The sequence below is a fragment of the Arthrobacter sp. SX1312 genome (assembly GCF_002929295.1).
GTDB lineage: Bacteria > Actinomycetota > Actinomycetes > Actinomycetales > Micrococcaceae > Arthrobacter_D.
The window spans coordinates 1-26,041 of the sequence record NZ_PJIM01000001.1; the positions used below are offsets into that span (position 1 = coordinate 1).

Genomic DNA, 26,041 nt, shown 5'->3' on the forward strand with positions numbered 1-26,041 from the left:
AGTGAAGATCACATGCTACGCGTCCACTATGCGGTTCCCAACCAACAACAGGAACCACCGAAGAACCACCACCGAAGAACCACAACTGAATACTGGTACATCCACGACCAGGCACCCCCCGGGGACCACCCGATCCCACGATCAGGACCCCCGGACCCCGTGCCCGGTCCGACACGATGTAACCCCACAGATTTACCGGCACCCACCCCACCCGCCAACGCGGGACAGGACCACGGGTGCGTCAGGTAGCAAGGGTTACGGCGGTCATAGCGTGGGGGAAACGCCCGGTCCCATTCCGAACCCGGAAGCTAAGACCCACAGCGCCGATGGTACTGCACCCGAGAGAGTGTGGGAGAGTAGGACACCGCCGGACAACCACTCACGAGCAAAGACCCCACCACGGTGGGGTCTTTCCTCGTTAACCACCCACCCATCAGGACGCCGTGATCGGTATGGTTCGTGTGCCGAGCACGCGGCGCGGTGGCGCAGAGGCATGCACCACAAGCGGCCGTCCCGGGCAGCACGATGAAGTAGAGGCGATCGCTTCGTGGTTCCATAGATGGGTAGAACCCACAGCACAATAGAGACCCGCCGGTAGAGATGCCGGAACCTGATGAGAGGACCGCGCTGCCATGGCTGAGCAGGAGCACACTGCCGGACGAGACGGAGATGCCGACCCGTCGGACGGGGTGCCGGAAGGCAATCAGGGAGGGTCCGGTCAGCCCGAACGCCGCCACTCCTGGGGCTCGAAGTCGGCCGGCAAGGACTCTCGCTCGTCGACTCCCCGTGCGTCGGCTGACAGTCGCACCGATCGGCCGGCCTGGAAGGGGCATTCGGACGCGCATGGTGCTGGAAGCCGGGGCGGGCGGCCTGAGCGAGCCGGCCGGGACCGTGCGGATCGGCCACGCGACGAGCGGACGGGTCAGCCCGGGGCCGCTGGCAGCAGGCAGCAGTGGAGTGACCGCAAAGCTCAGGATCCCGATCGGACAGCACCGCGGTCGACAGGTCGTCCGGCACGAGGCTCCGAGGAGGGGAGAGGCGCCGAGTTGCGTGGATCGGCCTCCCGCGGTGGGTCGTCGTCGGGCTCCGCCGCCGACCGGCAGTCGCGTTCCTCCGGCCGCGGCCAGGCTCCGACGCGCCGGTCCGATGAGGGTCGCGACCGGCCGTGGCAGCCGCGGTCCTCGTCCGGTGAGGGCCAGTCCGGGCAGCGGCGTTCACCCGAGCGCGGCAACGCCAACCGGCGACCATCGGATCGCCAGGAGAGAGGTGCCGGCCCCGAGCGCAGGGACAGTGACCGCCATCAGGGCTACGGAGCGGAGGAGTCCGCAGCGCCACGCCCCCACAACGCACGGGACCTCCGGAGTGCCAACAGGCCGGACCGCGAGCGTTCCCCGGAGATCGACGAGGACGTCAAGGGCGACGAGCTCGACCGCGTGACGCGGGCGCAGATCCGCAACCTCGAGGAACGCAGCGCTCTGTGGGTCGCCAAGCACCTCGTGATGGCGGGTCGACTGCTCGACGTCGACCCGGAGCTCGCCTTCCAGCATGCCCTCGCTGCCAGCCGCCGCGGCGGACGACTCGCTGCCGTCCGGGAGGCCGTCGGGCTGACGGCGTACGGTGCGGGACACTACGGTGAAGCCCTCCGTGAGTTCCGGACGTTCCGCAGGATCAGCGGTTCCAATGTCCATCTCCCGGTAATGGCCGACTGTGAACGCGGTCTGGGGCGTCCCGACAGGGCGCTGGACCTCGCCCGCAGCGAGGAGGCCGAGTCGCTGGACGCCGCGGGCAAGGCCGAACTCGCCATGGTGGTGTCCGGTGCGCGCACGGACCTGGGCCAGTTGGATGCCGCCGTCGCCGCCCTGGAGATCCCTCAGCTCGACCTGCACCGGGCGTTCTCCTTCACACCCCGCCTGTTCCGTGCCTACGCGGCGGCTCTCGACGCGGCCGGACGGTCCGGTGAGTCGGAGAAGTGGCGGCGCCAGGCCCGGGTCGCGGAGAAGGCCCTCGGCCTGGACGACGAGCTCGAGCCCGACATCATCGACCTCGGCGAGGACGACGAACCTGCTCCCGGCCCGGTGCCGAAGGTGGCGGACATCCTCGGTGCACCAGCACCAACGCCCGTAGGCGCCGCGGCCGACAGGCCTGCCGGTGAGGCGTCAGCAGTAAGCGGCGAGTCCGCCGACGAGTCCGCGGAAGCCGCTTCGCTCTTCGACGCGGCGGACGCGACGGACGATGTGTCAAGAGTGGACGCAACGGATGATGCCGATGCCGTCGGGACGGCAGCAGCGGTCGGAGAGCCTGCTGACGGCGAGCGGCCTTCCGCCGCCGTGTTGGAAGGCGCTGACGAGGATACGGACGAGCGCGAGCACGAGCGCGCGCCTGAGCCGGCGGGTGCTTCGACCGAGGCGGATGAGCCGGCAGTGAAGGCCGACCCGGTGCCCGTCGACGCCATCCCGGCCGGTGAGTCGGCTGCTGCGGTGCAGCCGCTCCAGACCGAGATGCTGTTCAGCATGGATGACGCGGGAACCGCTGACCTCGCGCCGTCGGATGCCAAGGATGCCGAAGACACCGAAGATGCCAAGGATGCCGGCTCTGCAGTGGCACCGTCGACGCCGGTCGAGTTCTCAGCGGCGTCCGACGTGACGGGCCCGCAGGACGCCGTCGATGAGTGATCGGTTGATCGACGCCTACGACGGCGTGCTCGCGGACCTCGACGGCGTCGTGTACGCCGGACCTCGGGCCATCCCGGGGGCCACAGCCGCCCTGGAACGGCTCGCGGACGAGGGCAAGAGCCTTGCCTACGTGACGAACAACGCTTCGCGATCCTCCGAGCAGGTGGCCGCACACCTGCGGGAACTCGGAGCGCCGGCCCGTGGCGACCAGGTCTTCGGGTCCGCGCTGGCGGGCGCGGAACTGCTGGCCGGCCTGGTGCCCGCCGGCTCGTCGGTCCTCGTGGTCGGCAGCAGGTCCCTCGCCGACTGCGTCCGGCAGCAGGGGCTCGTCGTCGTCGGATCAGCGGCTGACACCCCGGACGCCGTCATCCAGGGATTCTCGCCGGACCTCGGGTGGAAGGACCTCGCGGAGGCGGCCTACGCCGTCGCCGCGGGCGCGGTGTGGGTCGCGACCAACACCGACCTGTCCATCCCGCAGGAGCGCGGGATCGCCCCCGGCAACGGGACCCTGGTCGCTGCGGTCACCGCCGCGACCGGACGATCACCCTCCGTGGCCGGCAAGCCGGAGGCAGCTCTCTTCCGGACGGCCGCACGCCATTCGGGCGCCGAGCGCGCCCTCGTGGTGGGGGACCGCCTCGACACGGACATCCTGGGCGGCAACCGGGCGGGCATGGCCACGGCCCTCGTCCTCACCGGCGTGGACTCCGTCAGGACAGCCCTGGCGGCACGCGCCGACGAACGCCCGGACTACCTCCTCGGCTCCCTCGCGGAACTGTACGAGGAGTACCCCGCGGTCACCGGCGAGGCCGGCGCATCCACGTGTGGCGACGCGACGGCGCGCGTCTCCGGCTCGACGGTGGCCATCACCGGCCGCGAGGACGACGTCGACAGCTGGCGTGCGGCCTGCGCCGCCTGGTGGGCCGCCCACCCTGGAACGACGACGGCGACCGTACCCCACGTGAGCTTCGACGCCGCTGACTAGGCCGGACGCAGCACGCGCCGGACAGGCAGGCCACACCGCTACAGGCAGGCCACACCGCTACACGCAGCACGCGCCGGACAGGCAGGCCACACCGCTACACGCAGGCCACACCGCTACACGCAGACCACACCGCTACACGCAGGGCACCGGGAGGGGATCAGATGGACGAGGCGCAGGCCGACGCTCCGGAGGGCGGCACGCCGTCGTCCTGGACGGAGGACACACACGTCGACCGGATCCTCCGACTCCTCGACGGGCTGGAGGACCTCCCGGTCGCGGAGCACGCTGGCGTGTACCTGGACGTCCATGACCGGCTGAGCGGGGAGCTGGACCAGGACCGGACGTTCCGTCAGGCGGGGGCCCATGGCTCGGCTTGACCAGGAACTCGTGGCCCGGGGGCTGGCACGCTCCCGCTCGCACGCGGCCCAGCTGATCGCCGCCGGCAGGGTGCTCAGGGGCGGCGTCGTGGCGCGAAAGCCCTCGATCCCGATCCCGCCCGGGGACGTCCTCTCCGTCGAGGAGCAGGGCGAGGACTACGTGAGCCGTGCAGGGACCAAGCTCGACGGCGCCCTGCGCGCCTTCCCCGGCGTCGACCCGGCGGGTCGGCGCTGCCTCGACGCCGGAGCCTCTACCGGCGGGTTCACGGATGTCCTGCTCCGCCGCGGTGCACGCGAGGTCGCGGCAGTCGACGTGGGTCACGGCCAGCTCGTGCAGCAGCTGCGCGACGACCCGCGGGTGCACGTGTTCGAGGGCATGAACGTCCGGCACCTCGAGCCCGTGCACATCGGCGGGCCGGTCCAGCTGACCGTCGCCGATCTCTCGTTCATCTCCCTCCGGCTCGTGATGGCGGCCCTGGCGGGCGCGACGGTCCCCGGCGGAGATCTGCTCCTGATGGTGAAACCCCAGTTCGAGGTGGGGCGCAGCGGCCTCAACCGCCTCGGCGTCGTCACCTCGCCGGAGGCACGCCGGCGCGCGGTGGCCGGCGTGCTGCGCAGCGCCCTCGAGTGCGGGCTGGACATCGGCGGCCTCGCGCAGAGCGAATTGCCCGGACAGGATGGCAACCTCGAGTACTTCGTGTGGATAAAGATGCCGAGCCGGGCGATGGTGCCTAGGATCGAGGGGGAGCTCGACCGGTTGACGGAACAGGCGCTCGCCCAGGCAGCACTCTTCCCGCCGCCCCGACCGACCAATCAGACGGAGCTTGATGAGTAGACGAATTCTGGTGCTCGCGCACACCGGCCGCAGGAACGCGATGATCGCGGCGCAGGAAGCGTGCACGCGCCTCCACGACCTCGGGCTCACGCCCGTCATGCGCCAGGAGGAACTCGCCGACCTCCAGGGCGAGTACGGCGCCCTCGCCGCGCCCGCCGAGGAGCTGGCCGACGGCGTCGACTTCGGCGACGTCGAGCTCGTCATGGTCCTCGGCGGCGACGGCACCATCCTGCGCGCCGCGGAGCTGGTGCGGGAGGCCGACATCCCCCTGCTCGGCGTCAACCTCGGGCACGTGGGCTTCCTCGCGGAGAGCGAGCGGGCCGACCTCGCCGAGACGGTGCGCTGGGTCGCGGACCGCAGCTACACCGTCGAGGAGCGGACCACCATCGAGGTCCTCGTCTGGCAGGGCGATACCCTGCTCGGGCAGAGCTGGGCGCTGAACGAGGCCGCCATCGAGAAGGCGAACCGCGAACGCATGATCGAGGTGGTCATGGAGGTCGACGGCCGCCCGGTCAGCTCCTTCGGCTGCGACGGCGTGGTCCTCGCCACCCCCACCGGATCGACCGCGTACGCATTCTCCGCCGGCGGACCCATCGTGTGGCCGGAGGTCGAGGCACTGCTCATGGTGCCCATCAGCGCCCACGCCCTGTTCGCGAAGCCGCTCGTCGTCGCGCCCACCTCCGTGCTCGCCGTCGAACTGCTGACCCGCACCGACGCCGCCGGCGTGCTGTGGTGCGACGGACGGCGGAGCATCGACCTGCCGCCCGGCGCGCGCATCGAGGTGCGGCGCTCCAACAACCCGGTACGCCTCGCCCGCACCCGGCAGACGCCGTTCTCCGAGCGCCTCGTCCGCAAGTTCGAACTGCCCATCCAGGGGTGGCGGGGCCCCCTGCAGCACCAAGACGGACCCACACGATGATCGAGGAAATGCGCATCCGCGACCTCGGCGTCATCACCGACGCCACCCTCCGCCTCGGGCCCGGCCTGACGGTCGTCACCGGCGAGACCGGCGCGGGCAAGACGATGGTCATCACGGCCCTCGGACTGCTCCGCGGTGCCCGGTCCGACGCCGGCGCCGTCCGGCTCGGGGCCGGATCAGCGTCCGCCGAGGCCGTGCTGCGGCTCGAACCGACGAGCTCCCCCGCCCTGCGGGCCGCGGAGGCAGGAGCCGCCCTGGAGGAGTACGACGGCATGGCCGAGCTGATCCTCGCCCGTACCGTGACCAGTGAGGGTCGCAGCCGGGCGTACGTGGGAGGCCGCGCCGCGCCCGTCGGGGTCCTCGCCGAACTGGGCGACGAACTCGTCGTCGTGCACGGGCAATCGGACCAGTTGCGGCTGAAGGGCGCAGCCGCGCAGCGGCAGGCGCTCGACAAGTTCGGCGGCAGGCCCGTCGACGAGGCGCTCCGCGCCTACGGTGAGGCGTTCCGCCAGTGGCGCGACGCCCTCACCGAGCGTGACCGGTTGAGGAGCGAGGCTCGGGAACGCCTGCGGGAGGCCGAGGGCCTCGAGGCGGCGCTGACGGAGATCGGCGACCTCGACCCGCAGCCGGGAGAGGACGCCGCCCTGAAGGCCGAGTCGATGCGCCTCGGCAACCTCGAGGAGCTCCGCACCGCGGCGCTCGTGGCCCATCAGGCCCTCGTGTCCGAGGAGATCGGGGCCAGCGCGGACGCGGTCTCCCTGGTCGACGAGGCGAAACGCCAGCTCGAGGCAGTCGCGGAGCACGACGCCGACCTGGGCAGGCTCGCCGAGCGGCTCGCCGAGGTGGGTTACCTCCTGGCGGACATCTCCGCGGAACTGGCCGGTTACGGGACGGCGCTCGACAGCGAGGGCGCCGGCCGGCTCGAGGAGGTCGAGTCGCGGAGGGCCGCACTCTCCGTCCTCGTCCGGAAGTACGCCCCCACCATCGACGAGGTGCTGGCGTGGCAGGAGGACGCCGTCAAGCGGCTGCTCGAACTCAGCGGCGACTCCTCCCGCGTGGAGGAACTCGACGACGTCATCGCCGACCTCGACCGGCAGGTGCACGGGCTCGCCGACACCCTGTCCTCCCTCCGCCGCGCGGCGGCCGAGAGCCTGGCGCGGAAGGTGAGCGACGAGCTGACGGCGCTGGCCATGCCGGACGCCGAACTGCTCATCGAGGTCACGCCGGGCGAGTCGCTCTCCGTCCACGGTGCGGACGACATTTCCTTCAACCTGCAGCCGCATCCCGGCTCCGCGCCGCGTGCCCTGGGCAAGGGGGCGTCGGGCGGAGAGCTCTCCCGTGTCATGCTCGCGATCGAAGTGGTCCTCGCCGCCGTCGACCCGGTGCCCACCTTCGTGTTCGACGAGGTGGACGCAGGCGTCGGAGGCAAGGCCGCCGTCGAGATCGGTCGGCGGCTGGCCATGCTGGCCGAGCACGTACAGGTCATCGTGGTGACCCACCTGCCGCAGGTCGCCGCGTTCGCCGCCCGGCACATCCGGGTCACCAAGAACGTCTCCCGGGACGGGGAGGGCGGGGGAGTGACGGCCAGCGACGTCGAGGTGCTGTCCGACGACGAGCGCGTCCGCGAGCTCGCGAGGATGCTCGCCGGCCAGGAGGACTCGGCCTCGGCGCGCGCCCACGCGGAGGAACTGCTCGCTGATGCTGCCCGGACCGCCGCTCGGTGATAGTCTCGAATTCCGTGGCGCAGCAACTAAACTCCCGGTTCCTTAAATCCGCAACGACCAAGCACATCTTCGTGACTGGCGGCGTGGCCTCCTCACTCGGCAAGGGACTGACGGCCTCCAGCCTGGGTCACCTCCTGAGGGCGCGTGGCCTCTCCGTGACGATGCAGAAGCTTGATCCCTACCTCAACGTCGACCCCGGCACGATGAACCCCTTCCAGCACGGTGAAGTCTTCGTGACGGACGACGGCGCAGAGACCGACCTCGACATCGGGCACTACGAGCGGTTCCTCGACGAGAACCTCGACGGGTCGGCGAACGTGACGACCGGCCAGGTGTACTCGACGGTCATCGCGAAGGAACGCCGCGGCGAGTACCTCGGCGACACCGTGCAGGTCATCCCGCACATCACGGACGAGATCAAGCGCCGCATGCGCCTGCCGGCGGAGCACACTCCGGGCAGGAAGGCACCGGACGTCATCATCACCGAGATCGGCGGGACGGTGGGCGACATCGAGTCGCAGCCCTTCCTCGAATCGGCCCGCCAGGTCCGCCAGGACATCGGCCGGAACAACGTCTTCTTCCTGCACGTCTCCCTGGTCCCGTACATCGGACCCTCGCAGGAGCTCAAGACCAAGCCCACCCAGCACTCCGTGGCGATGCTGCGCTCCATCGGCATCCAGCCCGACGCCATCGTGATCCGCTCGGACCGCGAGGTGCCCATGGCGATGCGGGAGAAGATCGGCCGCATGTGCGACGTCGACATCGACGCGGTCGTCAACGCGGCCGACGCCCCGAGCATCTACGACATCCCGAAGACGCTCCACGCCCAGGGCCTCGACGCGTACATCGTCCAGGCGCTCGACCTGAAGTTCAAGGACGTCAACTGGACGCGGTGGAACAAGCTCCTCGACGTCGTCCACAACCCGAAGCACCACGTCGAGGTGGCGCTCGTCGGCAAGTACATCGACCTGCCCGACGCGTACCTCTCCGTCACCGAGGCGCTGCGCGCCGGCGGGTTCGCGAACAAGACGAAGGTCACCATCAAGTGGGTCCCCTCGGACGAGTGCCAGACCCCCGAGGGGGCCAAGCAGGCCCTCGACGGCGTCGACGCCATCTGCATACCGGGCGGCTTCGGCATCCGCGGCCTGGAGGGCAAGCTCGGCGCGCTGACCTACGCCCGGGAGAACAGGATCCCCACCCTGGGCCTCTGCCTCGGACTGCAATGCATGGTCATCGAATACGCCCGGAACGTCGTCGGCCTCGAGGGCGCGTCGTCGAGTGAGTTCGAGCCCGACACGGAGTACCCGGTCATCGCGACCATGGCCGAGCAGCTCCACATCGTCAGCGGTGAGGGTGACATGGGCGGCACCATGCGCCTGGGCCGCTGGGAGGCCAAGCTCCAGGAAGGCTCCGTGGTCGCCGGGACCTACGGCAAGACGACGGTGTTCGAACGCCACCGCCACCGGTACGAGGTGAACAACGAGTACCGCGAGCAGATCGCCGACGCCGGCCTCGTGTTCTCCGGCACGACGACGGACGGCAAGCTGGTGGAGTTCGCGGAGCTGCCGAAGGACGTGCACCCGTACTACGTCTCGACGCAGGCCCACCCCGAACTGGGCTCGCGCCCCACGCGGCCGCACCCGCTGTTCGCGGGCCTGGTCAAGGCCGCCCTCGAACGCCGCGGCGCGAAGGTCTGACGTGCAGCCCTCGGGGAGCAGCGACGCCGGCTTCGGCGACGAGCAGAGCCCGCGCCGGCTCCTCGGGACCACCACGGTCTACGAGGGGCGGGTGTGGGACGTCGTCAGCGAGCAGTTCACGCTGACCGGCGACGGTGAGACCATCACCCGGGACTTCATCCAGCACCCGGGTGCCGTCGCCGTCCTGGTGCTGAACGACGACGGCCAGGTCCTCCTGCTGCGCCAGTACCGGCACCCGGTGCGCATGGCGCTGTGGGAGATCCCCGCCGGCCTGCTCGACGAGGAGGGCGAGGACTTCGTCGACGCCGCGGCCCGCGAGCTCGCGGAGGAAGCCGATCTCACCGCAGGGCGATGGAACGTCCTCGTGGACCTGTTCCTCTCGCCGGGGTCCTCCTCGGAGGCGCTGCGCGTCTATCTGGCGCGCGACGTCGGGGATGTCCCCGAGGCGGACCGGCACACGCGCACCCATGAGGAAGCCGAGATCGAGCTGAAATGGGTGGACCTCGACGCCGCCGTGGACGCCGTCCTCGAGGGGCGCATCCACAGCCCGTCCGCGGCCGCGGCGATCCTGGCGGCCCGGGTGGCACGCGAGGACGGCTTCGCCGGTCTCCGCCCCGCGTCGGCCCCCTGGCCCGAGCACCCCAGCCAGCACTCCGCCTGGCCGCGCGGTGCAGTACTCGGGGACTGACGATCATGCCGGGAACGGCACCCGCGGGCGACGACGGACCGCTGACCGTGCTCGTCCGCGACTATCTGCAGCACATGTCCGTGGAGCGGGGCCTGTCGGCCAACACGCTCGCGGCCTACCGGCGCGACCTGCGGCGGTACGAGGCGTTCCTCGGCGCCCGGGGCGTGGAGGACGCCGCCCGCATCACGCGCCATGACGTCTCCGCCTTCGCGCAGGCCGTCGTCTCGGGGGAGGACGGCCTGTCGCCCCTGAGCCCGCGGTCCGCCGCGCGGACCGTCGTCGCAGTCCGAGGCCTGCACCGGTTCTGGGCCCTGGAGGGCATCACCGCGGGGGACCCGGCCCGCGACGTGCACCCGCCCCTGGCGGGGCGCCGCCTGCCGAAGGCGATCCCCGTCCCGGAGGTGGTGCGCATCCTCGAGGCCGTCGACACGGGCTCCCCCTCGGGCCAGCGCGACCGCGCCCTGCTCGAGTTCCTGTACTCGACGGGGGCCAGGATCAGCGAGGCGGTGGGGCTGGACGTCGACGACGTCTCCGTGACCGACGCCGCGGACGGCCCCGCCGTGGTCCGGCTCACCGGCAAGGGGTCGAAGGAGCGCCTCGTCCCCGTCGGGTCCTACGCCGCCCGGGCCGTCGAGGCCTACCTCGTGCAGGGCCGCCCGGGTCTGGCCTCGAAGGGCACGGGCAGTCCTGCCCTGTTCCTCAACATGCGGGGAGGGCGCCTCAGCCGCCAGAGCGCGTGGACCATCCTCAAGACCGCGACAGAACGCGCCGGGGTCACGCGCGAGGTATCGCCCCACACGCTCCGGCACTCCTTCGCCACCCACCTGCTCGAGGGCGGGGCGGACGTGCGCGTGGTGCAGGAACTCCTCGGCCACGCCTCGGTCACCACGACGCAGGTTTACACGCTGGTCACCGCCGACACGCTGCGGGAAGTGTACGCGGCGGCCCATCCGCGGGCCCTTGCCTGACACGGGAGCGCCGGGGCGGGACGCGGATCCCGTGCCATCCGGCGAGTGGGTGCGCATCGACGGCGTCGACTACCGGCGTGTGGTCCTGTGCTTCCTCTTCCGGGACGGTGACGGTGACAGGGTCGGTGACGGCGACCAGGGCGGTGACGGTCGCGGCGGCAGGCAGGTACTGCTCGGTCTCAAGCGCACCGGGTTCGGTACCGGCCGGGTCGTGGCCCTCGGCGGGAAGATCGACGGTCGGGAGACCGCCCGCGAGGCGGCGGTGCGCGAGGTCGCGGAGGAGAGCGGCATCGATCTCGTGCCGGCGGACGTGCATGCGGCCGGGGAGATCACCTGGCACTTCCCCGCAGAGCCCGCCTGGAACATGGCGGCGTCGCTGTTCACGGCAGAGGCCGGGGACGCCGCAGCCGAAGCCTGCGAGGAGATCGAACCGCGCTGGTACGGCGTCGACGCCATCCCCTGGCAGGACATGTGGCAGGACGCCCCGCACTGGATCCCGGCGCTCCTCGCAGGACGGCCGGTCCGTGCCCGGTTCGTCATGGCCACCGACAACGAGAGCGTCGCCGGCGTCGTCGTCGACTGAGCACGACGACGACGACGCCGCCGACGGCGGGCTCAGCCCCCGACGTGCCGCTCGTCCGGCCCGTTGTAGAGGCTCAGCGGGCGGATGAGCGAGTTGGCGGCCGTCTGCTCCATGATGTGCGCGGTCCAGCCGGTGATCCGCGCCGCGATGAAGAGCGGTGTGAACATCTCCGTGTCGAACCCCATGAGGTGGTAGGTGGGCCCGGCGGGGTAGTCGAGGTTCGGCTTGATGCCCTTGGCCTCGTCCATCGCCGTCTCGAGGCCGGAGTACAGCCCCAGGATCTCGCTGCGGCCGTAGTGTCGAACCATGGCGTCGAGCGCGGACTTCATGGTGGGGACCCGGGAATCGCCGTTCTTGTAGACGCGGTGGCCGAACCCCATGACCTTCTTCTTCGCGGCCAGCGCCTCCTCCATCCACGCCTTCGCACGGGCCGCGGCCTCCTCGGTCGACTCGTCCTCGCGGATGCCGATCTCCTCGAAGGTGTGCATGACGGCCTCGTTCGCCCCGCCGTGCAGTGCTCCCTTGAGGGCGCCGATCGCGCCGGTCACGGCCGAATGCAGGTCGGAGAGGGTGGAGGTGATGACCCTCGCGGTGAAGGTCGACGCGTTGAAGGAATGCTCCGCGTACAGGACCATCGAGACGTCGAACGCGTGCACCACCTCGGCGGGGGCCTCCTCCCCGAAGGTCATCCACAGGAAGTTCGCCGAGTAGCCGAGATCGTCGCGGGGCTCCACGCGGGCCTGCCCGCGGCGGCGGCGCTGATCGTACGCGACGACGGCGGGGAACACCGCGAACAGCGTGGCGGCCTTCTCCATGTTCGCCTCGACCGAGGTGTCGTTCGCCAGCGGGTGGCAGGCGCCCAGCACGGAGACCGCCGTCCGCGCCACGTCCATGGGGTGGGCCGTCAGCGGCAGCAGGTCGATTGCCGCGACCACCTGCTCGGGGAGGGCCCGGTGCGCGCGCTCGAAGGCGTCGAACCGCGCCCGCTCCCCGGGGTCCGGCAGTTCGCCGTTCCACAGCAGGTAGGCGACGTCCTCGACGTCGCGGTGCCCGGCGAGCTCCTGCACGGGGTATCCCCGGTACAGGAGCGAATTGGTGTCCGGATTGACCTTTGAGATCGCGGTGTAGTCCACCACGACTCCCGCGAGCCCCTTGTGGATCTGTGGTTCTGTCACGCCTGGTCCTCCTGTGCAGTCGGTCGTGCGGATCCGGGGCTTCCCGGCGGGCGTCCGTCGGGAATCTCGAAGTCGAAGACGGAGGAGTCGAAGCGGTTGTAGCCCTCGTAGTCCACCAGCTCGTAGAGCCGGCTCCGCGTCTGCATGCCGGCCACGGCCGGCTCCTGCGTCCCCTGCGTCCTGATCGAGTCCAGCGTACGCTCGGCGGCGCCCATCGCACTGCGCAGCAGCGTGACGGGATAGATCACCATGGTGACGCCCACCTCCTGCAGCTGTTCGACGGTGAAGAGGTCGCTCTTGCCGAACTCGGTCATGTTGGCCAGGATCGGCACGTCCACGGCGTCACGGATGGCGCGGAACTCCTCGAGGCTCCGCAGGGCCTCGGGGAAGATGGCGTCGGCCCCGGCTTCGACGAGAGCCCGCGACCGCTCGCAGGCGGCCTCCAGGGTGTCCGTGCCGCGGATGTCCGTGCGCGCCATGATGAGGAAGTTCGGGTCCCGGCGGGCGTCGGCGGCGGCACGGATGCGCTTCACGGCCGTGTCGAGGTCGACGACGTTCTTCCCGTCGAGGTGGCCGCAGCGTTTCGGGTTGAACTGGTCCTCGATGTGGCAGCCCGCGAGGCCCGCGTTCTCGAGCTCCTGCACGCTGCGGGCCACGTTCATCGGCTCGCCGAACCCGGTATCGGCGTCGACGATGCACGGCAGGTCGGTCATGCGCGCGATCTGCCCGGCGCGCTGCGCGACCTCCGTCAGCGTCGTGAGGCCGATGTCCGGCAGGCCGAGATCGGCGGCGATGACCGCCCCGGAGATGTAGACGCCGTCGAAGCCCTTGTCGGCGATCAGGCGGGCCGAGAGCGGGTTGAAGGCGCCCGGGAACTGCTGGACGCGCCCGGAGGCGAGCCCGTCCCTGAGGGCTCTGCGCTTCTGGTCGGGGGTGACGCTCGAGTACAGCACGGCGGCCTCCTAGAGGAGTCCCTGCGGCGCGGCGGCCGCATCGACGACGCCCGGGCGCGCCAGGATGTTCAGTTGCCCCAGCGAGCCGGCCGGCAGGTCCGGCAGCTGCTCGACGGCGGCGAGGAAGCGGTCCAGCTCGGCGTCGTCGACGACGCCCGTGGCGAGCATGCGCAGCTTCGCGATGTAGTCGGCACGGGCGAAGGGACGGGCGCCGAGGGGGTGTGCGTCCGCGACGGCGATCTCGTCGGTGATGACGGTGCCGTCCGTGAGCGTGATCTCGACCCGCCCGCCGAAGGCCTTCTCCGCGATGTCCAGGGAGTGGTAGCGGCGGGTCCACTCGGGGTCCTCGAGCGTGGTGACCTTGTGCCAGAGCGCCACCGTGTCCGGCCGTGCGGCCCGCTCGGGGGCGTAGGAGTCCTCGTGGTGCCAGCGACCGTCCTGCAGCGCGACGGTGAAGATGTAGGGGATCGAGTGGTCGAGCGTCTCCCGGGAGGCCGAGGGGTCGTACTTCTGCGGATCGTTGGCGCCGGAGCCGATCACGTAGTGGGTGTGGTGGGAGGTGTGGATGACGACCGAGGCGACGTTCGCCGGGTCCGTGGCCTCGGGGTGCGCGCCGTGGAGACGCCGGGCGAGGTCGATCCAGGCCTGCGCCTGGTACTCGGCGGAGTGCTCCTTGGTGTAGGTGTCGAGGATGGCGCGCTTCGGCTCGCCCTGCGTCGGCAGGGGCACCTCGTAGGCGGCCTGGGGGCCGTCGAGGAGCCAGGCGATCACGCCGTCCTCGCCCTCGTAGATGGGCGTGGGGGAGGTCTGGCCGCGCAGGGCGCGGTCGATGGCCTCGACGGCCATCTTCCCGGCGAACGCCGGGGCGTGCGCCTTCCAGGTGGAGATCTCGCCCTTGCGGGACTGGCGGGTCGCCGTCGTCGTGTGCAGGGCCTGTCCGACGGCGTGGAAGATGACGTCGGCGTCCAGGCCGAGCAGCGTGCCGATGCCCGCTGCGGCGGACGGGCCGAGATGTGCGACGTGGTCGATCTTGTGCTCGTGCAGGCAGATGGCCTTCACGAGGTCCACCTGGATCTCGTAGCCCGTGGCGATCGCCCGGACCAGGTCCCGGCCCGAGGCGCCGGTGTGCTGCGCCGCGGCGAGGATGGGCGGGATGTTGTCCCCCGGGTGCGAGTAGTCCGCCGCGAGGAACGTGTCGTGGTAGTCGAGCTCACGGACGGCGACGCCGTTGGCCCAGGCGGCCCACTCGGCGGAGACGGGGGAGTCGACGCCGAAGACGGCGGCACCTGAGCCGTGCACGGAGACCGGGTGGCTCAGCGCCTGGGCGCGGGCTGCGACGACGGGCGCGCGGTTGAGCGACGCGAGGGCCACGGAGGCGTTGTCGATGATCCGGTTGATCACCATGTCGGCGACCTCCGCCGTGACCTCGACGGGATCCGTGGCGACCTCGGCGATCTTCCAGGCGAGTTGGCCCTCCCGGGGGAGGTTCTCCTCACTGCGGTGGACGCGGACGGGGTGGAGTTCGACCATGGTGTTCCTCTCGGTGCTGCGGGGCTGGTTCGGGGTTCGGTCCAGGAGTGGTCCGGGGGGTGTCCGGGTGCGGGGCGAGCAGGTGGTGGAGGCTCATGTGGAGGTGCACGCGCATCGAGGCCTCGGCGAGATCGGCGTTGCCGGTGCTCAGGGCGAGGGCGATCTGCTCGTGCTCGCGGGCGGAGGCCAGGAGGCGGGCCGGATGGTCCCGGGCCAGCCGCCGGACCCGCGCCAGATGGGTGCGGATCGGTTTCTGGGCCTGCAGTAGGTAGCGGTTCCCGGCCGCGTCGTCGATCTGCTGGTCCAGCCGCGCCACGAGGGCGTAGTAGGCGTCCTGGCCGCCGTCGTCGTCCCCGATGAGCCGACCGGCCCGGGCGAACTCCCCGGCGAGCGCCGCGAAGACGGTGCGGTCGCCACGCACGGCGGCGAGCCGGACGGCGGCGCATTCGAGGGGTACACGGACGTCGAAGAGATCGGCGACCGCAGCCAGGGAGATCGCGGAGACGACGACGCCGCGCCCGGCGTGCGGGCTGGCGAGGCCTTCGGCGACGAGGCGTGAGAGCGCTTCGCGCAGGGGGGTCCGCGAGACGCCGAGCCGCGCCGACTGCTCGACCTCGGCGAGCACGTCCCCCGGGGCCAGCCGCCACTCGACGATGTCCGAGCGCAGGAGCGTGTAGGCGCGATCGCTGGCCCGCATCCCGTCTCCTCCCCGCTCGTCCTGGTGGTGCCGGTCCGCCCGTTGTCACGGCGCAGTACCGACTCCAATGTATGCAGAAGAGGCCACTAGTACAAGAATCTACGGCTCTCGCCCGGAAGGGATCACGTCTGTGTATACAGAAGGGGATGGTGGATACTGGTCCTCACCATCCACGCGCGACGAGGGGCGATCATGGCTGCTGAACACGATGCCGGACCCGGGGCTCTGCCCGGCCAGGACTACCGACGCCTGCACGCGGAGAGCCTCGCGGACCCGGAACGGTTCTGGCTCGCGGCCGCGCGTGCGATCGACTGGATGAGCCCACCCGCGGCGGCCCTGGACAGCGCGGACGCCCCCCTGCACCGCTGGTTCCCCGGGGCGTCCCTCAACACCAGCTACAACGCGCTCGACCGCCACGTCGAGGCCGGCCGGGGGGACCAGGCGGCCCTCGTCCACGACTCCGCGATGCACGGGACGGTCCGCACCCTCACGTACGCCGAGCTCCGCGACGAGGTCGCCGTCTTCGCCGGCGTCCTCGCACGCCTCGGCGTCGGCAAGGGCGACCGGGTGCTCGTCTACCTGCCGATGATCCCCGAGGCCGCCGTCGCCATGCTCGCCTGCGCGCGGATCGGCGCCGTCCACTCCGTGGTCTTCGGAGGGTTCGCCGCCGTCGAACTGGCGGCCCGCATCAGGGACGCGAGGCCGGCCGCGATCGTGACGGCGGACGGCGGCATCGAACCTGCCCGCCGCGTCGAGTACCTCCCCGCGGTCCAGGAGGCGCTCGCGCTCGCCGACAGCGTCGGGACGCCCGTCGTCGTCAGGGCACGGGACGGGTTCAGCCACGGTGTCGCCGAGTACCGGGAACCCGGGACGCGGTGGCTGGACTGGGACGAGGCGGTGTCCGACGCCGAGGCCGTCCCGCCCGTGGAGGTCGCCGCGACCGACCCGCTCTACATCCTCTACACCTCCGGCACCACGGGCTCCCCCAAGGGCGTGGTGCGCGACAACGGCGGGCACGCCGTCGCGCTCACGTGGTCGATGCGGGCGATCTTCGGCGTGGGGCCGGGAGACACCATGCTGACGGCGTCCGACGTCGGCTGGGTGGTGGGTCACTCCTACATCGTCTACGGGCCGCTCCTGGCCGGGGCCACGACGGTCCTGTACGAGGGGAAGCCCGTGGGCACCCCCGACGCCGGGGTTTTCGGCCGGCTCGTCGAACAGCACCGCGTCACGGCGCTGTTCACCGCGCCCACCGCACTGCGATCCATCCGTCGGGCGGACCCCACCGGTGCGGCCGTCCGGTCCCACGACCTCTCCTCGCTGGAGACGCTCTTCTCGGCCGGCGAGCGGCTCGACACGGGGACCTCGGAGTGGATCGGGGAGGTCCTGGGAGTGCCCGTCGTCGACAACTGGTGGCAGACGGAGACCGGGTGGCCCATCTGCGGGAACCCGCGCGGACTGGGCGGGGTGCCGCTGAAGGCGGGGTCGCCGTCCCTGCCCTCACCCGGGTTCGACGTCGTGATCCTCGACCCCGGCGGGTTACCGGTCCCGGCCGGGACCGAGGGGAGCATCGCCCTGCGCCTCCCGCTCCCGCCCGGCACCCTGACCACCCTGTGGGGGAGTGACGACCGCTACCGGGACGCCTACCTCAGCGACTTCGAAGGCTTCTACACGAGCGGCGACTCCGGGTACCTGGACGAGGACGGCTACCTGTTCGTCATGGGCCGCACCGACGACGTCATCAATGTCGCCGGCCACCGGCTCTCGACGGGCGCGATCGAGCAGGTGATCGCCCAGCACCCCGCGGTCGCCGAGTGCGCCGTGCTCGGGGTGCAGGACCCGGTCAAGGGACAGCGCGCGAGCGGCTACGTGGTCCTCAAGGCGGGCGTCTCCATCGACCCGGCGACGCTCGAGGACGAGCTCGTGGCGATGGTCCGCCGCACCATCGGCCCCGTGGCCGACTTCCGGTCCGCCGTCGTCGTCGAGGCACTGCCGAAGACGCGGTCCGGCAAGATCCTGCGGAAGACGATGCGGCAGATGGCGGCCGGCGGCGCGTACGCCGTCCCCTCCACGATCGAGGACCCCTCGGTGCTCGACGCACTGGAGCCGCTGCTGCGCCCGTCGCCGGCCGGGTGAGCCGCCGAGGACCGTCGGGGACAGTCGCTACCGTTCCGGCGGGGTCCGTGCCCAGGTGTACTCGAACTCGGGGCGGCCCCGGGTGCCGTAGCGCGGTGTCCTGAGGACCGACCTCTGGTCGGCGAGGTACTCGAGGTACCGCCGTGCCGTGACCCGGGACATGGACAGGGCCTCCGACACCTCGACCGCGGAGGTGGGCTCGTGCCGTCGCTTCAGGACCCCCGAGACGGCGCGCAGCGTCTCCGCCGAGACGCCCTTGGGGAGGGCCGCCACGGTGGCCGGCCTGAGCGAGGCGAAGGCCTGGTCCACCTCCTCCTGCGTGGTCGCCGAGGCCTGCTCCACGAGATTCCGGCGGAAGTCCCGGTAGGCGTCGAGCTTCTCCCGGAAGGCCGAGAAGGTGAACGGCTTGATGAGGTACTGCACGATGCCGGAGGAGATCGCCGAGCGCACCACCTGCAGGTCCCGCACGGCGGTGATCGCGATGATGTCCACGGGGAGGCCGAGGCCGCGGAGGCGGCGGATGATGTCCAGGCCGTGCGCGTCCGGCAGGTTCATGTCGAGCAGGATGAGGTCGACGGCGGCCCCTCCTCGGCCCGGCTCCTCACCCGCCAGCCGGAGGAACGCCGCGAGGTCCGCGCCGCTCCGGGCGACTCCCGCCAGCTCGAACCCCTCGAGCCGCCGGACGTATTCGGCGTGCGCGTCCGCGGCGAGCGGATCGTCCTCCACGACGAGGACGCGGATGGCACTCATACGCCGACCCGGTCGTCGGGAGCGGACGCGACGGGCAGCCGGACGGCGAACCGCGCCCCGCCGTCGTCCGTGTCCGTGACCTCGATGGCTCCCGCGAAGCGCCGGACCGCCTGGCGGACGAGGGCCAGACCGATGCCGCGTCCCGCCGGGGTCCCGCCCTCGGCCGCATGCGGCGGTTTGGTGCTGTACCCGAAGTCGAAGATCCTCGCCTTCTCGGAGTCCGGCAGGCCGTTGCCGTTGTCCTCCACGACGATCTCCAGGACCGGCGCGTCGCCGTCGACCGCGCGCCGCACCGTGAGGCGGACGCGGGGTTCCTCGGACCGCGCGGCCTCGTCGAAGGCGTTGTCGAGGAGGTTCCCGAGGATGGTCACGAGGTCCACGGGATCGAGCAAGCCGGCCTGTGCGGCGGGGTCGATGTCCGAGGTGAGCTCGATCCCGCGCTCGTTGGCCTGGGCGGCCTTGCCGACCAGGAGGGCCGCGACGAACGGCTCGTCGACGGCCTGCACCACTTCGTCCGTGAGCCGCTGCGACTGCTGCAGGTCCCGGGTGGCGAAGTCCACGGCCTCGGCGTCCCTGCCGAGTTCCACCAGCGAGACGATGGTGTGCAGTCGGTTCGCGTGCTCGTGCGTCTGCGAGCGCAGCGCGTCCGTGAGGGTCCGCATGGTCTCGACCTGCCCGGTCAGGGCCTCGATCTCGGTGTGGTCGCGCAGGGTCGTGACGGTACCCAGGGCCCCCGGGGCCTGGGAGGCGCGGCCCGGGGGAGTGGGCGGGACGGCGGGCTCCTGGTTGACCACCAGGACGCGGGAGTCGGTGAGGTGCACCTCGTCCAGGGCACGCCGGCCCGAGGCGAGCAGCTCGCGCAGCGACGGCGGCACGGCCAGGCGCGACGCCGGGACGGGCTCCTGCGACCCGTCGAGTCCGAGGAGCCGGGCTGCCTGGTCGTTGTAGAGCACCAGGCGCCCCGCCGCGTCGGTCAGGAGCAGCCCTTCCCTCACGGAATGCAGCACCGAGTCGTAGAACACGAACGTGCGGGAGAGCTCGGCCGGTCCCATGCCCAGCGTGACGTCGCGGAGGCGCCGGCTGAGCAGGAACGAGCCGAGGGCTCCCAGCGCCAGCGCGCCCAGGGCGATGCAGGCGACGAGCGGGAGCTGCGCGTTCCGCGCGATGGCGGCCCGGTCCACGGTGATGCCCGAGGCGACCATGGCTCGCACCGTGCCGCCGTCGTCCACGACGGGCACGATCGCACGGATGGACGGGCCGAGGGTCCCGACGTAGGTCTCGGAGTGCGTGGTCCCGGCCAGGGCCTCGGCCACGGACCCCAGGTAGGGCCTGCCGATCTCCTCGGGGTTGCGGTGAGTGAACCGCGTCCGGTCGGTCGCCATGATCGTGACGAAGTCCACGCCCAGGCGGTCCATCACCTCCACTGCGTACGGCTGCAGCGTCACCGTGGGATCCGGGCCCCGGACGGCGTCCAGGACGGCGGGTTCGAGGGCGATGGACGTGGAGACCGCGATCATCCGCTCGGCTGCGGCATCGTTCACGCCCCGGGCCGCGTCGAGATAGAGGATCACCGACAGGGACGCCGACAGGACCACGATGAAGACGAGCTGGGCCAGGAAGAACTGGCGGGCGAGGCTCCATCGACTCACGCGGCTCCGCGCTCCTTCCGAATGATGCCGGCACCGCCGGGTGGGCCCACGTCCCGCAGGCGTGACCAGTATGAACGCAATCGTGATCCGGGTCACTCGCGCAGGCACGATGGGGAGGAACGACTCAACACTACGCTTCCTGGCCAGACCCCCGCGGACGAAGAACGACCTTCCCCGCCGGCGCCGCCGGGCGGCCGACACCAAGGGAGAACAGCATGGCCATGGCGCCAGCGCGGTCCGACAGCGGACCAGCACAACCCCGCAAGCGGGTGGACAAGACCCACTTCCTGTACATCGCCGTCATCGCGGCCGTGATCCTCGGCGCGGTCCTCGGACTCGTCGCCCCGGAATTCGCGAAGGCCCTCAAGCCCCTCGGCACCGGATTCATCAACCTCATCAAGATGATGATCGCCCCGATCATCTTCTGCACCATCGTGCTCGGGGTCGGCTCGATCGCCAAGGCCGCGACCGTCGGCAAGGTGGGCGGACTGGCGCTCGGCTACTTCATGCTCATGTCGACCTTCGCGCTCGCGATCGGGCTCGTCGTCGGCAACCTCATCCAGCCCGGTGAGGGCCTGGACATCTCGTCCTCGACCTACGCGGTGCCCGAGTCCGCCGAGGGCGGCGAGGGCGGGACGGTCGGCTTCCTGCTCGGCATCATCCCCACGACCCTGCTGTCCGCGCTGACCGGCCCCAGCATCCTGCAGACGCTGTTCGTCGCCCTGCTCGTCGGCTTCGCCCTGCAGAAGATGGGGTCGGCCGGGAAGCCGATCCTCCGAGGCATCGGCCACATCCAGGCGCTGGTCTTCCGCATCCTCGTCATGATCATGTGGCTGGCGCCGATCGGTGCGTTCGGCGCCATCGCCGCCGTCGTGGGCGAGACCGGGGTGCAGGCGATCATCAGCATGGCCACCCTCATGGTCGCGTTCTACGTCACCTGCATCCTCTTCATCGTCATCGTCCTGGGTGGCCTGCTGCGGCTCGTCACCGGCGTCAGCATCTTCAAGCTGATGAAGTACCTCGGCCGCGAGTACCTGCTGATCTTCAGCACCTCCTCCTCCGAGGCGGCCCTGCCCCGCCTGATCGCGAAGATGGAGCACCTCGGCGTCTCCAAGCCCGTCGTCGGCGTCACCGTACCCACCGGGTACTCCTTCAACCTCGACGGCACCGCCATCTACCTCACGATGGCCTCCCTGTTCGTCGCCGAAGCCATGGGCACGCCGCTCGCCCTCGGCGAGCAGATCTCGCTGCTCGTCTTCATGATCATCGCCTCCAAGGGCGCGGCGGGCGTCACCGGCGCCGGCCTGGCCACCCTCGCGGGCGGCCTGCAGTCGCACCGTCCCGACCTGGTGGACGGCGTCGGCCTCATCGTCGGTATCGACCGCTTCATGTCCGAGGCCCGCGCACTGACCAACTTCACCGGCAACGCCGTCGCGACCGTCCTCATCGGCACCTGGACCAGGGAGATCGACCGCGCCCGCGTCGACGAGGTCCTCGAGGGCCGCGAGCCCTTCGACGAGGCGACCATGAGCACCGACCACCGCTTCGACGACGCCGACGACGACGGCATCGAAGAGGCCTCGGCCGTCAGGACCGGCGCCGCGGTCAGCGCACCGACCGCGCGCTGACCGAGGAACGGCGGGAGCCACCCGCCGCGCAGTAACAGCACGAGAAGGACCGACGGCGACGCACCGGGTACCCCCGGTGCGTCGCCGTCGTCGTTCCGGGAGGGAACCCGTCCCCGCGGGAAGCTTCGACCTCAGGTTGAGGATCAAGGCTCGTCACCCCCGGACGTCGATCTTCACGGCGGCCGCCCTCGGCGTTGTACCGTTGACCTAGAGAAACGCGGCCCCGAGCGATCACGGGCCGGCCTGCACCGACATCGATGGAAGCGTGGAGACATACGTGAGTAGCGACCAGGGTTCAGCGACCCTGCCCAGCGCAGCGGACACGGACCTGGGGCCCACCGGCCGTCCAGTGACGGAGTTCCCGGAACCGAGGGTCCTGGATTCGCACGGCCCTGCGAGGGTCATCGCGATGGTGAACCAGAAGGGCGGGGTCGGCAAGACGACGTCCACCATCAACCTCGGCGCCGCGCTGGCCGAAGCGGGCCGCAAGGTCCTGCTGGTCGACTTCGATCCGCAGGGGGCGCTCTCCGCCGGCCTGGGCACCAACCCGCACGAGCTCGACGTCACCGTCTACAACGTCCTCATGGACCGCAAGGTCTCCATCCAGGACGCCATCCAGCACACCGCGATCGAGAACATCGACCTGCTGCCCGCCAACATCGACCTCTCCGCCGCCGAGGTGCAGCTCGTCAACGAGGTGGCACGCGAGCAGGTCCTCGACCGCGCGCTGCGCAAGGTCTCGGACGACTACGACGTCATCCTGATCGACTGCCAGCCCTCGCTGGGGCTCCTCACCGTGAACGCGCTCACCGCGGCACACGGCGTCATCATCCCGCTGATCTGCGAGTTCTTCGCGCTGCGCGCCGTCGCACTGCTGGTCGAGACCATCGAGAAGGTGCAGGACCGCCTGAACCCGCGCCTGCAGATCGACGGCGTGCTCGCCACCATGTACGACGCCCGCACGCTCCACAGCCGCGAGGTCATCGCGCGCCTCGTCGAGGCGTTCGGCGACAAGGTCTTCGAGACCGTCATCAAGCGCACCATCAAGTTCGCCGACGCGACCGTGGCGGCGGAGCCCATCACGTCCTACGCGGCCAACCACTCCGGCGCGGACGCCTACCGCAGCCTCGCCAAGGAGCTCATCAGCAGGGGCGGAGCACCCTAGTGCAGGTCCCCACCGGATCCTTCCGGTCCCGCTAGGGTGGTGCGCGTGGCGGCCGCCCCGGCGGTCGAGAAGCCGGCGGAGGCCGGAGCCCGCCAGGTCTTCGAGGTGCAGCTGACCAACTTCAGCGGGCCCTTCGACCTGCTGCTGAATCTCATCTCCCGGCGTGAGCTCGATATCACCGAGATCGCCCTGGCCCAGGTCACGGACGAGTTCATCGCCCACATCCGCCGCATCCAGGCCGCCGAGGGGGAGTGGAAGCTCGACGAGGCGAGCGAGTTCCTGGTGGTCGCGGCGACCCTCCTGGACCTGAAGGCGGCACGCCTGCTGCCGGCCGGCGCCGTCGAGGACGCGGAGGACGTCGCGCTCCTGGAGGCGCGGGACCTGCTGTTCGCCCGGCTCCTGCAGTACCGGGCCTTCAAGGAGATGGCCCGGCACCTCGCGGCCCGCCTCGAGGAGGAGGACGCCCGCCACCCGCGTGACGTGCCGCTCGAGCCGCACTTCACCCGCCTCCTCCCGGAACTCCTCTGGCGGCACTCCCCCGAGGAGTTCGCAGCCATCGCCGCAAAGGTGCTCGCGCCGCGCGAGGAACAGCCCGCCGCGGTGGGCATCGGGCATCTGCATGCGCCGACGGTCAGCGTGGGCGAACAGGCCCTGCTCCTGCAGGAACTCCTGCAGGGCCGGGGAGCGCTGTCCTTCCGCCACCTCACCGAGGACGCGGCGTCCCGGCTGGTGCTCGTGGCGAGATTCCTCGCCCTGCTCGACCTGTTCCGGGACGGCGCCGTCTCCTTCGAGCAGGCGGCCCCCCTGTCCGAGCTCGTCGTGCGGTGGACCGCCGAGGACGAGCGGTGGACGGCCGAGGCGGACGAGGACGACGACGAGAGGGGTGCGGTATGAGCGAGGAAGCCGCTCCCGACGGGCTGGAGCTTCCCGTCGAGGAACTGCCCGGCGGGCTGCGGGCGGCGGTGGAAGCGATCCTCATGGTCGCGGACCGGCCCGTCACCGACGAGCAGGTCGCGGCGGCCCTCGACCGGCCGGCCGGGCAGGTGAACGCGGTGCTGGTGGACCTGCAGCGGGAGTATGACGGCTATACTGGGTCAGGCTCCCAGGGCGCCGAACACTCCGTGCCGCGTGGTTTCGAACTCAGGAACATCGCCGGCGGGTGGCGCATCTTCTCGCGGAAGCACTTCGCGTCCGTCGTTGCAGACTTCGTGCTCGACGGCCAATCAGCCAGGTTGTCGCAGGCGGCGCTCGAGACCCTGGCGGTCATCGCGTACCGCCAGCCCGTGTCCCGTGCCCGGGTTTCCGCGATCCGGGGCGTCAATGTCGATTCCGTGGTCCGCACGCTGCTGCAGCGCGGGCTGGTTGTCGAGCTCGAGACCGATCCCGAGACCGGTGCCGTCCTTTATGGGACCACTGCCCTGTTTCTGGAAAGATTGGGGCTGGGCAGCGTCGACGGACTGCCCCGGATCGCTCCCCATCTGCCGGGCCTCGAGAGCCTTGGGGAGTATGACGAAACGACGTACTGAGCACGACCGACGAGAAGGACTTTCTACATGACACAGCAGCCAGGATCCGGTTCCGGACGCAATACGCCGCGCCGCGGCGGGTCGACCGGGCGCCCATCCGACGCTGCCCGCGCCAGGAAGTCCGCCCCCCGTACCGGGTCGGCGCAGGGCGGCGGACGCTCCGGTGAGGGCCGTCCCTTCCAGGAGCGTTCCGACCGGGGCGGACGTCCGGGTGAGGGCCGCCCCTCCAGGGACGACACCCGCTCCTCCGGAGGCCGCCCCTCCAGGGACGACACCCGCTCCTCCGGAGGCCGCCCCTCCAGGGACGACACCCGCTCCTCCGGAGGCCGCCCCTCCGGCGCGGGCGACCGCCGCGAATCGAATGATCGTCGCGAATCCGCCGACGGACGCGCCCGGTCTGCCGCGGGCCGACCCTCCGCAGGCACGCCCTCGAGCCGCTTCGGGACGAAGGCCGGAGGGCGTGCAGGCAGCAAGCCCGGCCGCCCCGGAGCCGCGACCGGCGGACGCCCGGGCGAGCCGAAGAGTGCTGCGCGCCAGAAGCCTGCCGGCGCCAAGCCCTTCGGGCGCGAGCGTTTCGGGCAGAACCTCGGACCGGTGCGCGCAGCCAGGCCCAAGCGCTCCGGCCGTCCCGCCGACGAGATCGACGTGCACAACCCGGAGGGCGTGCGCCTGCAGAAGGTCATGGCCCTCGCCGGCGTCGCCTCGCGCCGTGTCTGCGAGGAGATGATCCTCGACGGCCGCGTCGAGGTGGACGGCACCGTCGTCACCGAACTCGGGGTCCGTGTCGACGCCGCGCAGGTCGCCATCCACGTGGACGGCATCCGCCTGCAGCTCGACGAGAACCTCAAGTACTACGTCTTCAACAAGCCCCGCGGCGTCGTCTCCACCATGGAGGACCCCGAGGGCCGTCCGTGCATCAGCGACTTCCTGAAGAACAAGAACAAGAACGAGCGGCTGTTCCACGTAGGCCGCCTGGACGCCGAGACCGAGGGCCTGCTCCTGCTCACGAACGACGGCGAACTCACCAACCGCCTCACCCACCCCTCCTACGAGGTCCCGAAGACCTACCTCGTGCAGGTCCGGGGCCCAATGGGTCAGGGCATCGGAGCGCAGATGAAGGCGGGCATCGAACTCGAGGACGGCGTCGCGAAGGTCGACTCCTTCAAGCTCGTCGACTCGACGCCCGGCCACATCCTCGTCGAGGTCGTCCTGCACTCGGGCCGCAACCGTGTGGTCCGCCGGCTCTTCGACGCGGTCGGCCACCCCGTGGAGCGACTCGTCCGCACCCAGCTCGGCCCCATCCGCGTGGGCGACCAGCGCCAGGGCAGCATCCGCGTCCTCGGACGCCAGGAGGTCGGGCACCTGCTGGCATCGGTGGGCCTCTAGA

At 71.1% G+C, this 26,041-nt stretch carries 22 protein-coding genes and 1 rRNA gene; 17 read left to right on the forward strand and 6 right to left on the reverse strand.

Annotated elements, in window-relative coordinates:
- Positions 1-256: 256 nt before the first annotated feature.
- The 11 genes from rrf (at position 257) to CXQ92_RS00055 (ending at position 11,445) form a co-directional block, all read left to right on the forward strand.
- A 5S ribosomal RNA gene (gene rrf, locus CXQ92_RS00005) occupies positions 257-373 on the forward strand.
- A 673-nt stretch (positions 374-1,046) separates the two neighbouring features.
- Entirely contained in the window at positions 1,047-2,672 is a 1,626-nt protein-coding gene (locus CXQ92_RS18350; RefSeq protein WP_219815658.1) for a hypothetical protein, read from the forward strand.
- Entirely contained in the window at positions 2,665-3,654 is a 990-nt protein-coding gene (locus CXQ92_RS00015; protein WP_181033503.1) for an HAD-IIA family hydrolase, read from the forward strand. The genes CXQ92_RS18350 and CXQ92_RS00015 overlap by 8 nt, the downstream gene beginning before the upstream one ends.
- Positions 3,655-3,815: 161 nt before the next feature.
- On the forward strand, positions 3,816-4,031 hold the full coding sequence (locus CXQ92_RS00020; RefSeq protein WP_104164163.1) for a hypothetical protein: 216 nt from the start codon (positions 3,816-3,818) through the stop codon (positions 4,029-4,031).
- On the forward strand, positions 4,018-4,866 hold the full coding sequence (locus CXQ92_RS00025; RefSeq protein WP_104164166.1) for a TlyA family RNA methyltransferase: 849 nt from the start codon (positions 4,018-4,020) through the stop codon (positions 4,864-4,866). The genes CXQ92_RS00020 and CXQ92_RS00025 overlap by 14 nt, the downstream gene beginning before the upstream one ends.
- Positions 4,859-5,785 (forward strand): NAD kinase, encoded by a 927-nt coding sequence (locus CXQ92_RS00030; RefSeq protein WP_104164168.1) that lies wholly within the window; start codon positions 4,859-4,861, stop codon positions 5,783-5,785. Before CXQ92_RS00025 ends, CXQ92_RS00030 begins: the two co-directional genes overlap by 8 nt.
- Positions 5,782-7,509 carry a DNA repair protein RecN gene (gene recN, locus CXQ92_RS00035; RefSeq protein WP_104164171.1) on the forward strand — a complete coding sequence of 576 codons (1,728 nt, stop codon included), beginning with the start codon at positions 5,782-5,784 and terminating at the stop codon, positions 7,507-7,509. Before CXQ92_RS00030 ends, recN begins: the two co-directional genes overlap by 4 nt.
- Positions 7,506-9,206 (forward strand): CTP synthase, encoded by a 1,701-nt coding sequence (locus CXQ92_RS00040; RefSeq protein ID WP_104164174.1) that lies wholly within the window; start codon positions 7,506-7,508, stop codon positions 9,204-9,206. The genes recN and CXQ92_RS00040 overlap by 4 nt, the downstream gene beginning before the upstream one ends.
- A gap of 1 nt (position 9,207) precedes the next feature.
- Entirely contained in the window at positions 9,208-9,894 is a 687-nt protein-coding gene (locus tag CXQ92_RS00045) for an NUDIX hydrolase (protein WP_104164176.1), read from the forward strand.
- A gap of 5 nt (positions 9,895-9,899) precedes the next feature.
- Positions 9,900-10,862, forward strand: a complete 963-nt coding sequence (gene xerD / locus CXQ92_RS00050) for a site-specific tyrosine recombinase XerD (protein ID WP_104164178.1) — start codon at positions 9,900-9,902, stop codon at positions 10,860-10,862.
- Positions 10,863-10,893: 31 nt separating this feature from the next.
- Positions 10,894-11,445, forward strand: coding sequence for an 8-oxo-dGTP diphosphatase (locus tag CXQ92_RS00055; RefSeq protein ID WP_181033504.1), 552 nt, complete (start codon positions 10,894-10,896; stop codon positions 11,443-11,445).
- A gap of 32 nt (positions 11,446-11,477) precedes the next feature.
- Here CXQ92_RS00055 and CXQ92_RS00060 read toward each other — a convergent pair whose 3' ends face one another.
- Genes CXQ92_RS00060 through CXQ92_RS00075 form a run of 4 tightly spaced genes read right to left on the reverse strand, consistent with a single transcriptional unit; the run spans position 11,478 to position 15,800 of the window.
- Entirely contained in the window at positions 11,478-12,620 is a 1,143-nt protein-coding gene (locus CXQ92_RS00060; RefSeq protein ID WP_104164182.1) for a bifunctional 2-methylcitrate synthase/citrate synthase, read from the reverse strand.
- Positions 12,617-13,573, reverse strand: coding sequence for a methylisocitrate lyase (gene prpB / locus CXQ92_RS00065; protein WP_104164184.1), 957 nt, complete (start codon positions 13,571-13,573; stop codon positions 12,617-12,619). The genes CXQ92_RS00060 and prpB overlap by 4 nt, the downstream gene beginning before the upstream one ends.
- 9 nt (positions 13,574-13,582) lie before the next feature.
- Positions 13,583-15,103: an MmgE/PrpD family protein gene (locus CXQ92_RS00070; RefSeq protein ID WP_104164186.1), complete on the reverse strand. Its 1,521-nt coding sequence runs from the start codon at positions 15,101-15,103 to the stop codon at positions 13,583-13,585.
- Positions 15,066-15,800: a GntR family transcriptional regulator gene (locus CXQ92_RS00075; protein ID WP_104164188.1), complete on the reverse strand. Its 735-nt coding sequence runs from the start codon at positions 15,798-15,800 to the stop codon at positions 15,066-15,068. The genes CXQ92_RS00070 and CXQ92_RS00075 overlap by 38 nt, the downstream gene beginning before the upstream one ends.
- A 192-nt stretch (positions 15,801-15,992) precedes the next feature.
- Here CXQ92_RS00075 and CXQ92_RS00080 point away from each other — a divergent pair, with 192 nt between their 5' ends.
- The gene (locus CXQ92_RS00080) at positions 15,993-17,936 is read left to right on the forward strand and encodes an AMP-binding protein (protein WP_104164190.1); all 1,944 of its coding nucleotides are present in this window, start codon (positions 15,993-15,995) and stop codon (positions 17,934-17,936) included.
- A gap of 27 nt (positions 17,937-17,963) precedes the next feature.
- On the opposite strand, the gene CXQ92_RS00085 is transcribed toward CXQ92_RS00080, so the two are convergent.
- Both CXQ92_RS00085 and CXQ92_RS00090 read right to left on the reverse strand, forming a co-directional pair.
- Complete coding sequence (locus CXQ92_RS00085; protein WP_104164192.1) at positions 17,964-18,686, reverse strand: response regulator; 723 nt, start codon at positions 18,684-18,686, stop codon at positions 17,964-17,966.
- Positions 18,683-20,335 carry a sensor histidine kinase gene (locus tag CXQ92_RS00090; RefSeq protein ID WP_104164194.1) on the reverse strand — a complete coding sequence of 551 codons (1,653 nt, stop codon included), beginning with the start codon at positions 20,333-20,335 and terminating at the stop codon, positions 18,683-18,685. The genes CXQ92_RS00085 and CXQ92_RS00090 overlap by 4 nt, the downstream gene beginning before the upstream one ends.
- Before the next feature lie 221 nt (positions 20,336-20,556).
- Here CXQ92_RS00090 and CXQ92_RS00095 point away from each other — a divergent pair, with 221 nt between their 5' ends.
- From CXQ92_RS00095 to CXQ92_RS00115, 5 genes are all read left to right on the forward strand, one after another.
- Positions 20,557-21,963, forward strand: a complete 1,407-nt coding sequence (locus CXQ92_RS00095; protein WP_104166539.1) for a cation:dicarboxylase symporter family transporter — start codon at positions 20,557-20,559, stop codon at positions 21,961-21,963.
- Positions 21,964-22,240: 277 nt separating this feature from the next.
- Positions 22,241-23,128, forward strand: coding sequence for a ParA family protein (locus tag CXQ92_RS00100; RefSeq protein ID WP_104166541.1), 888 nt, complete (start codon positions 22,241-22,243; stop codon positions 23,126-23,128).
- A gap of 45 nt (positions 23,129-23,173) precedes the next feature.
- Positions 23,174-24,022, forward strand: coding sequence for a ScpA family protein (locus CXQ92_RS00105; protein WP_258069598.1), 849 nt, complete (start codon positions 23,174-23,176; stop codon positions 24,020-24,022).
- A complete protein-coding gene (gene scpB, locus CXQ92_RS00110; protein WP_104164198.1) occupies positions 24,019-24,654 on the forward strand; it encodes an SMC-Scp complex subunit ScpB in 636 nt (211 codons plus the stop codon). Before CXQ92_RS00105 ends, scpB begins: the two co-directional genes overlap by 4 nt.
- Before the next feature lie 27 nt (positions 24,655-24,681).
- Positions 24,682-26,040 carry a pseudouridine synthase gene (locus CXQ92_RS00115; RefSeq protein ID WP_104164200.1) on the forward strand — a complete coding sequence of 453 codons (1,359 nt, stop codon included), beginning with the start codon at positions 24,682-24,684 and terminating at the stop codon, positions 26,038-26,040.
- The last annotated feature ends 1 nt before the right edge of the window (position 26,041 follow it).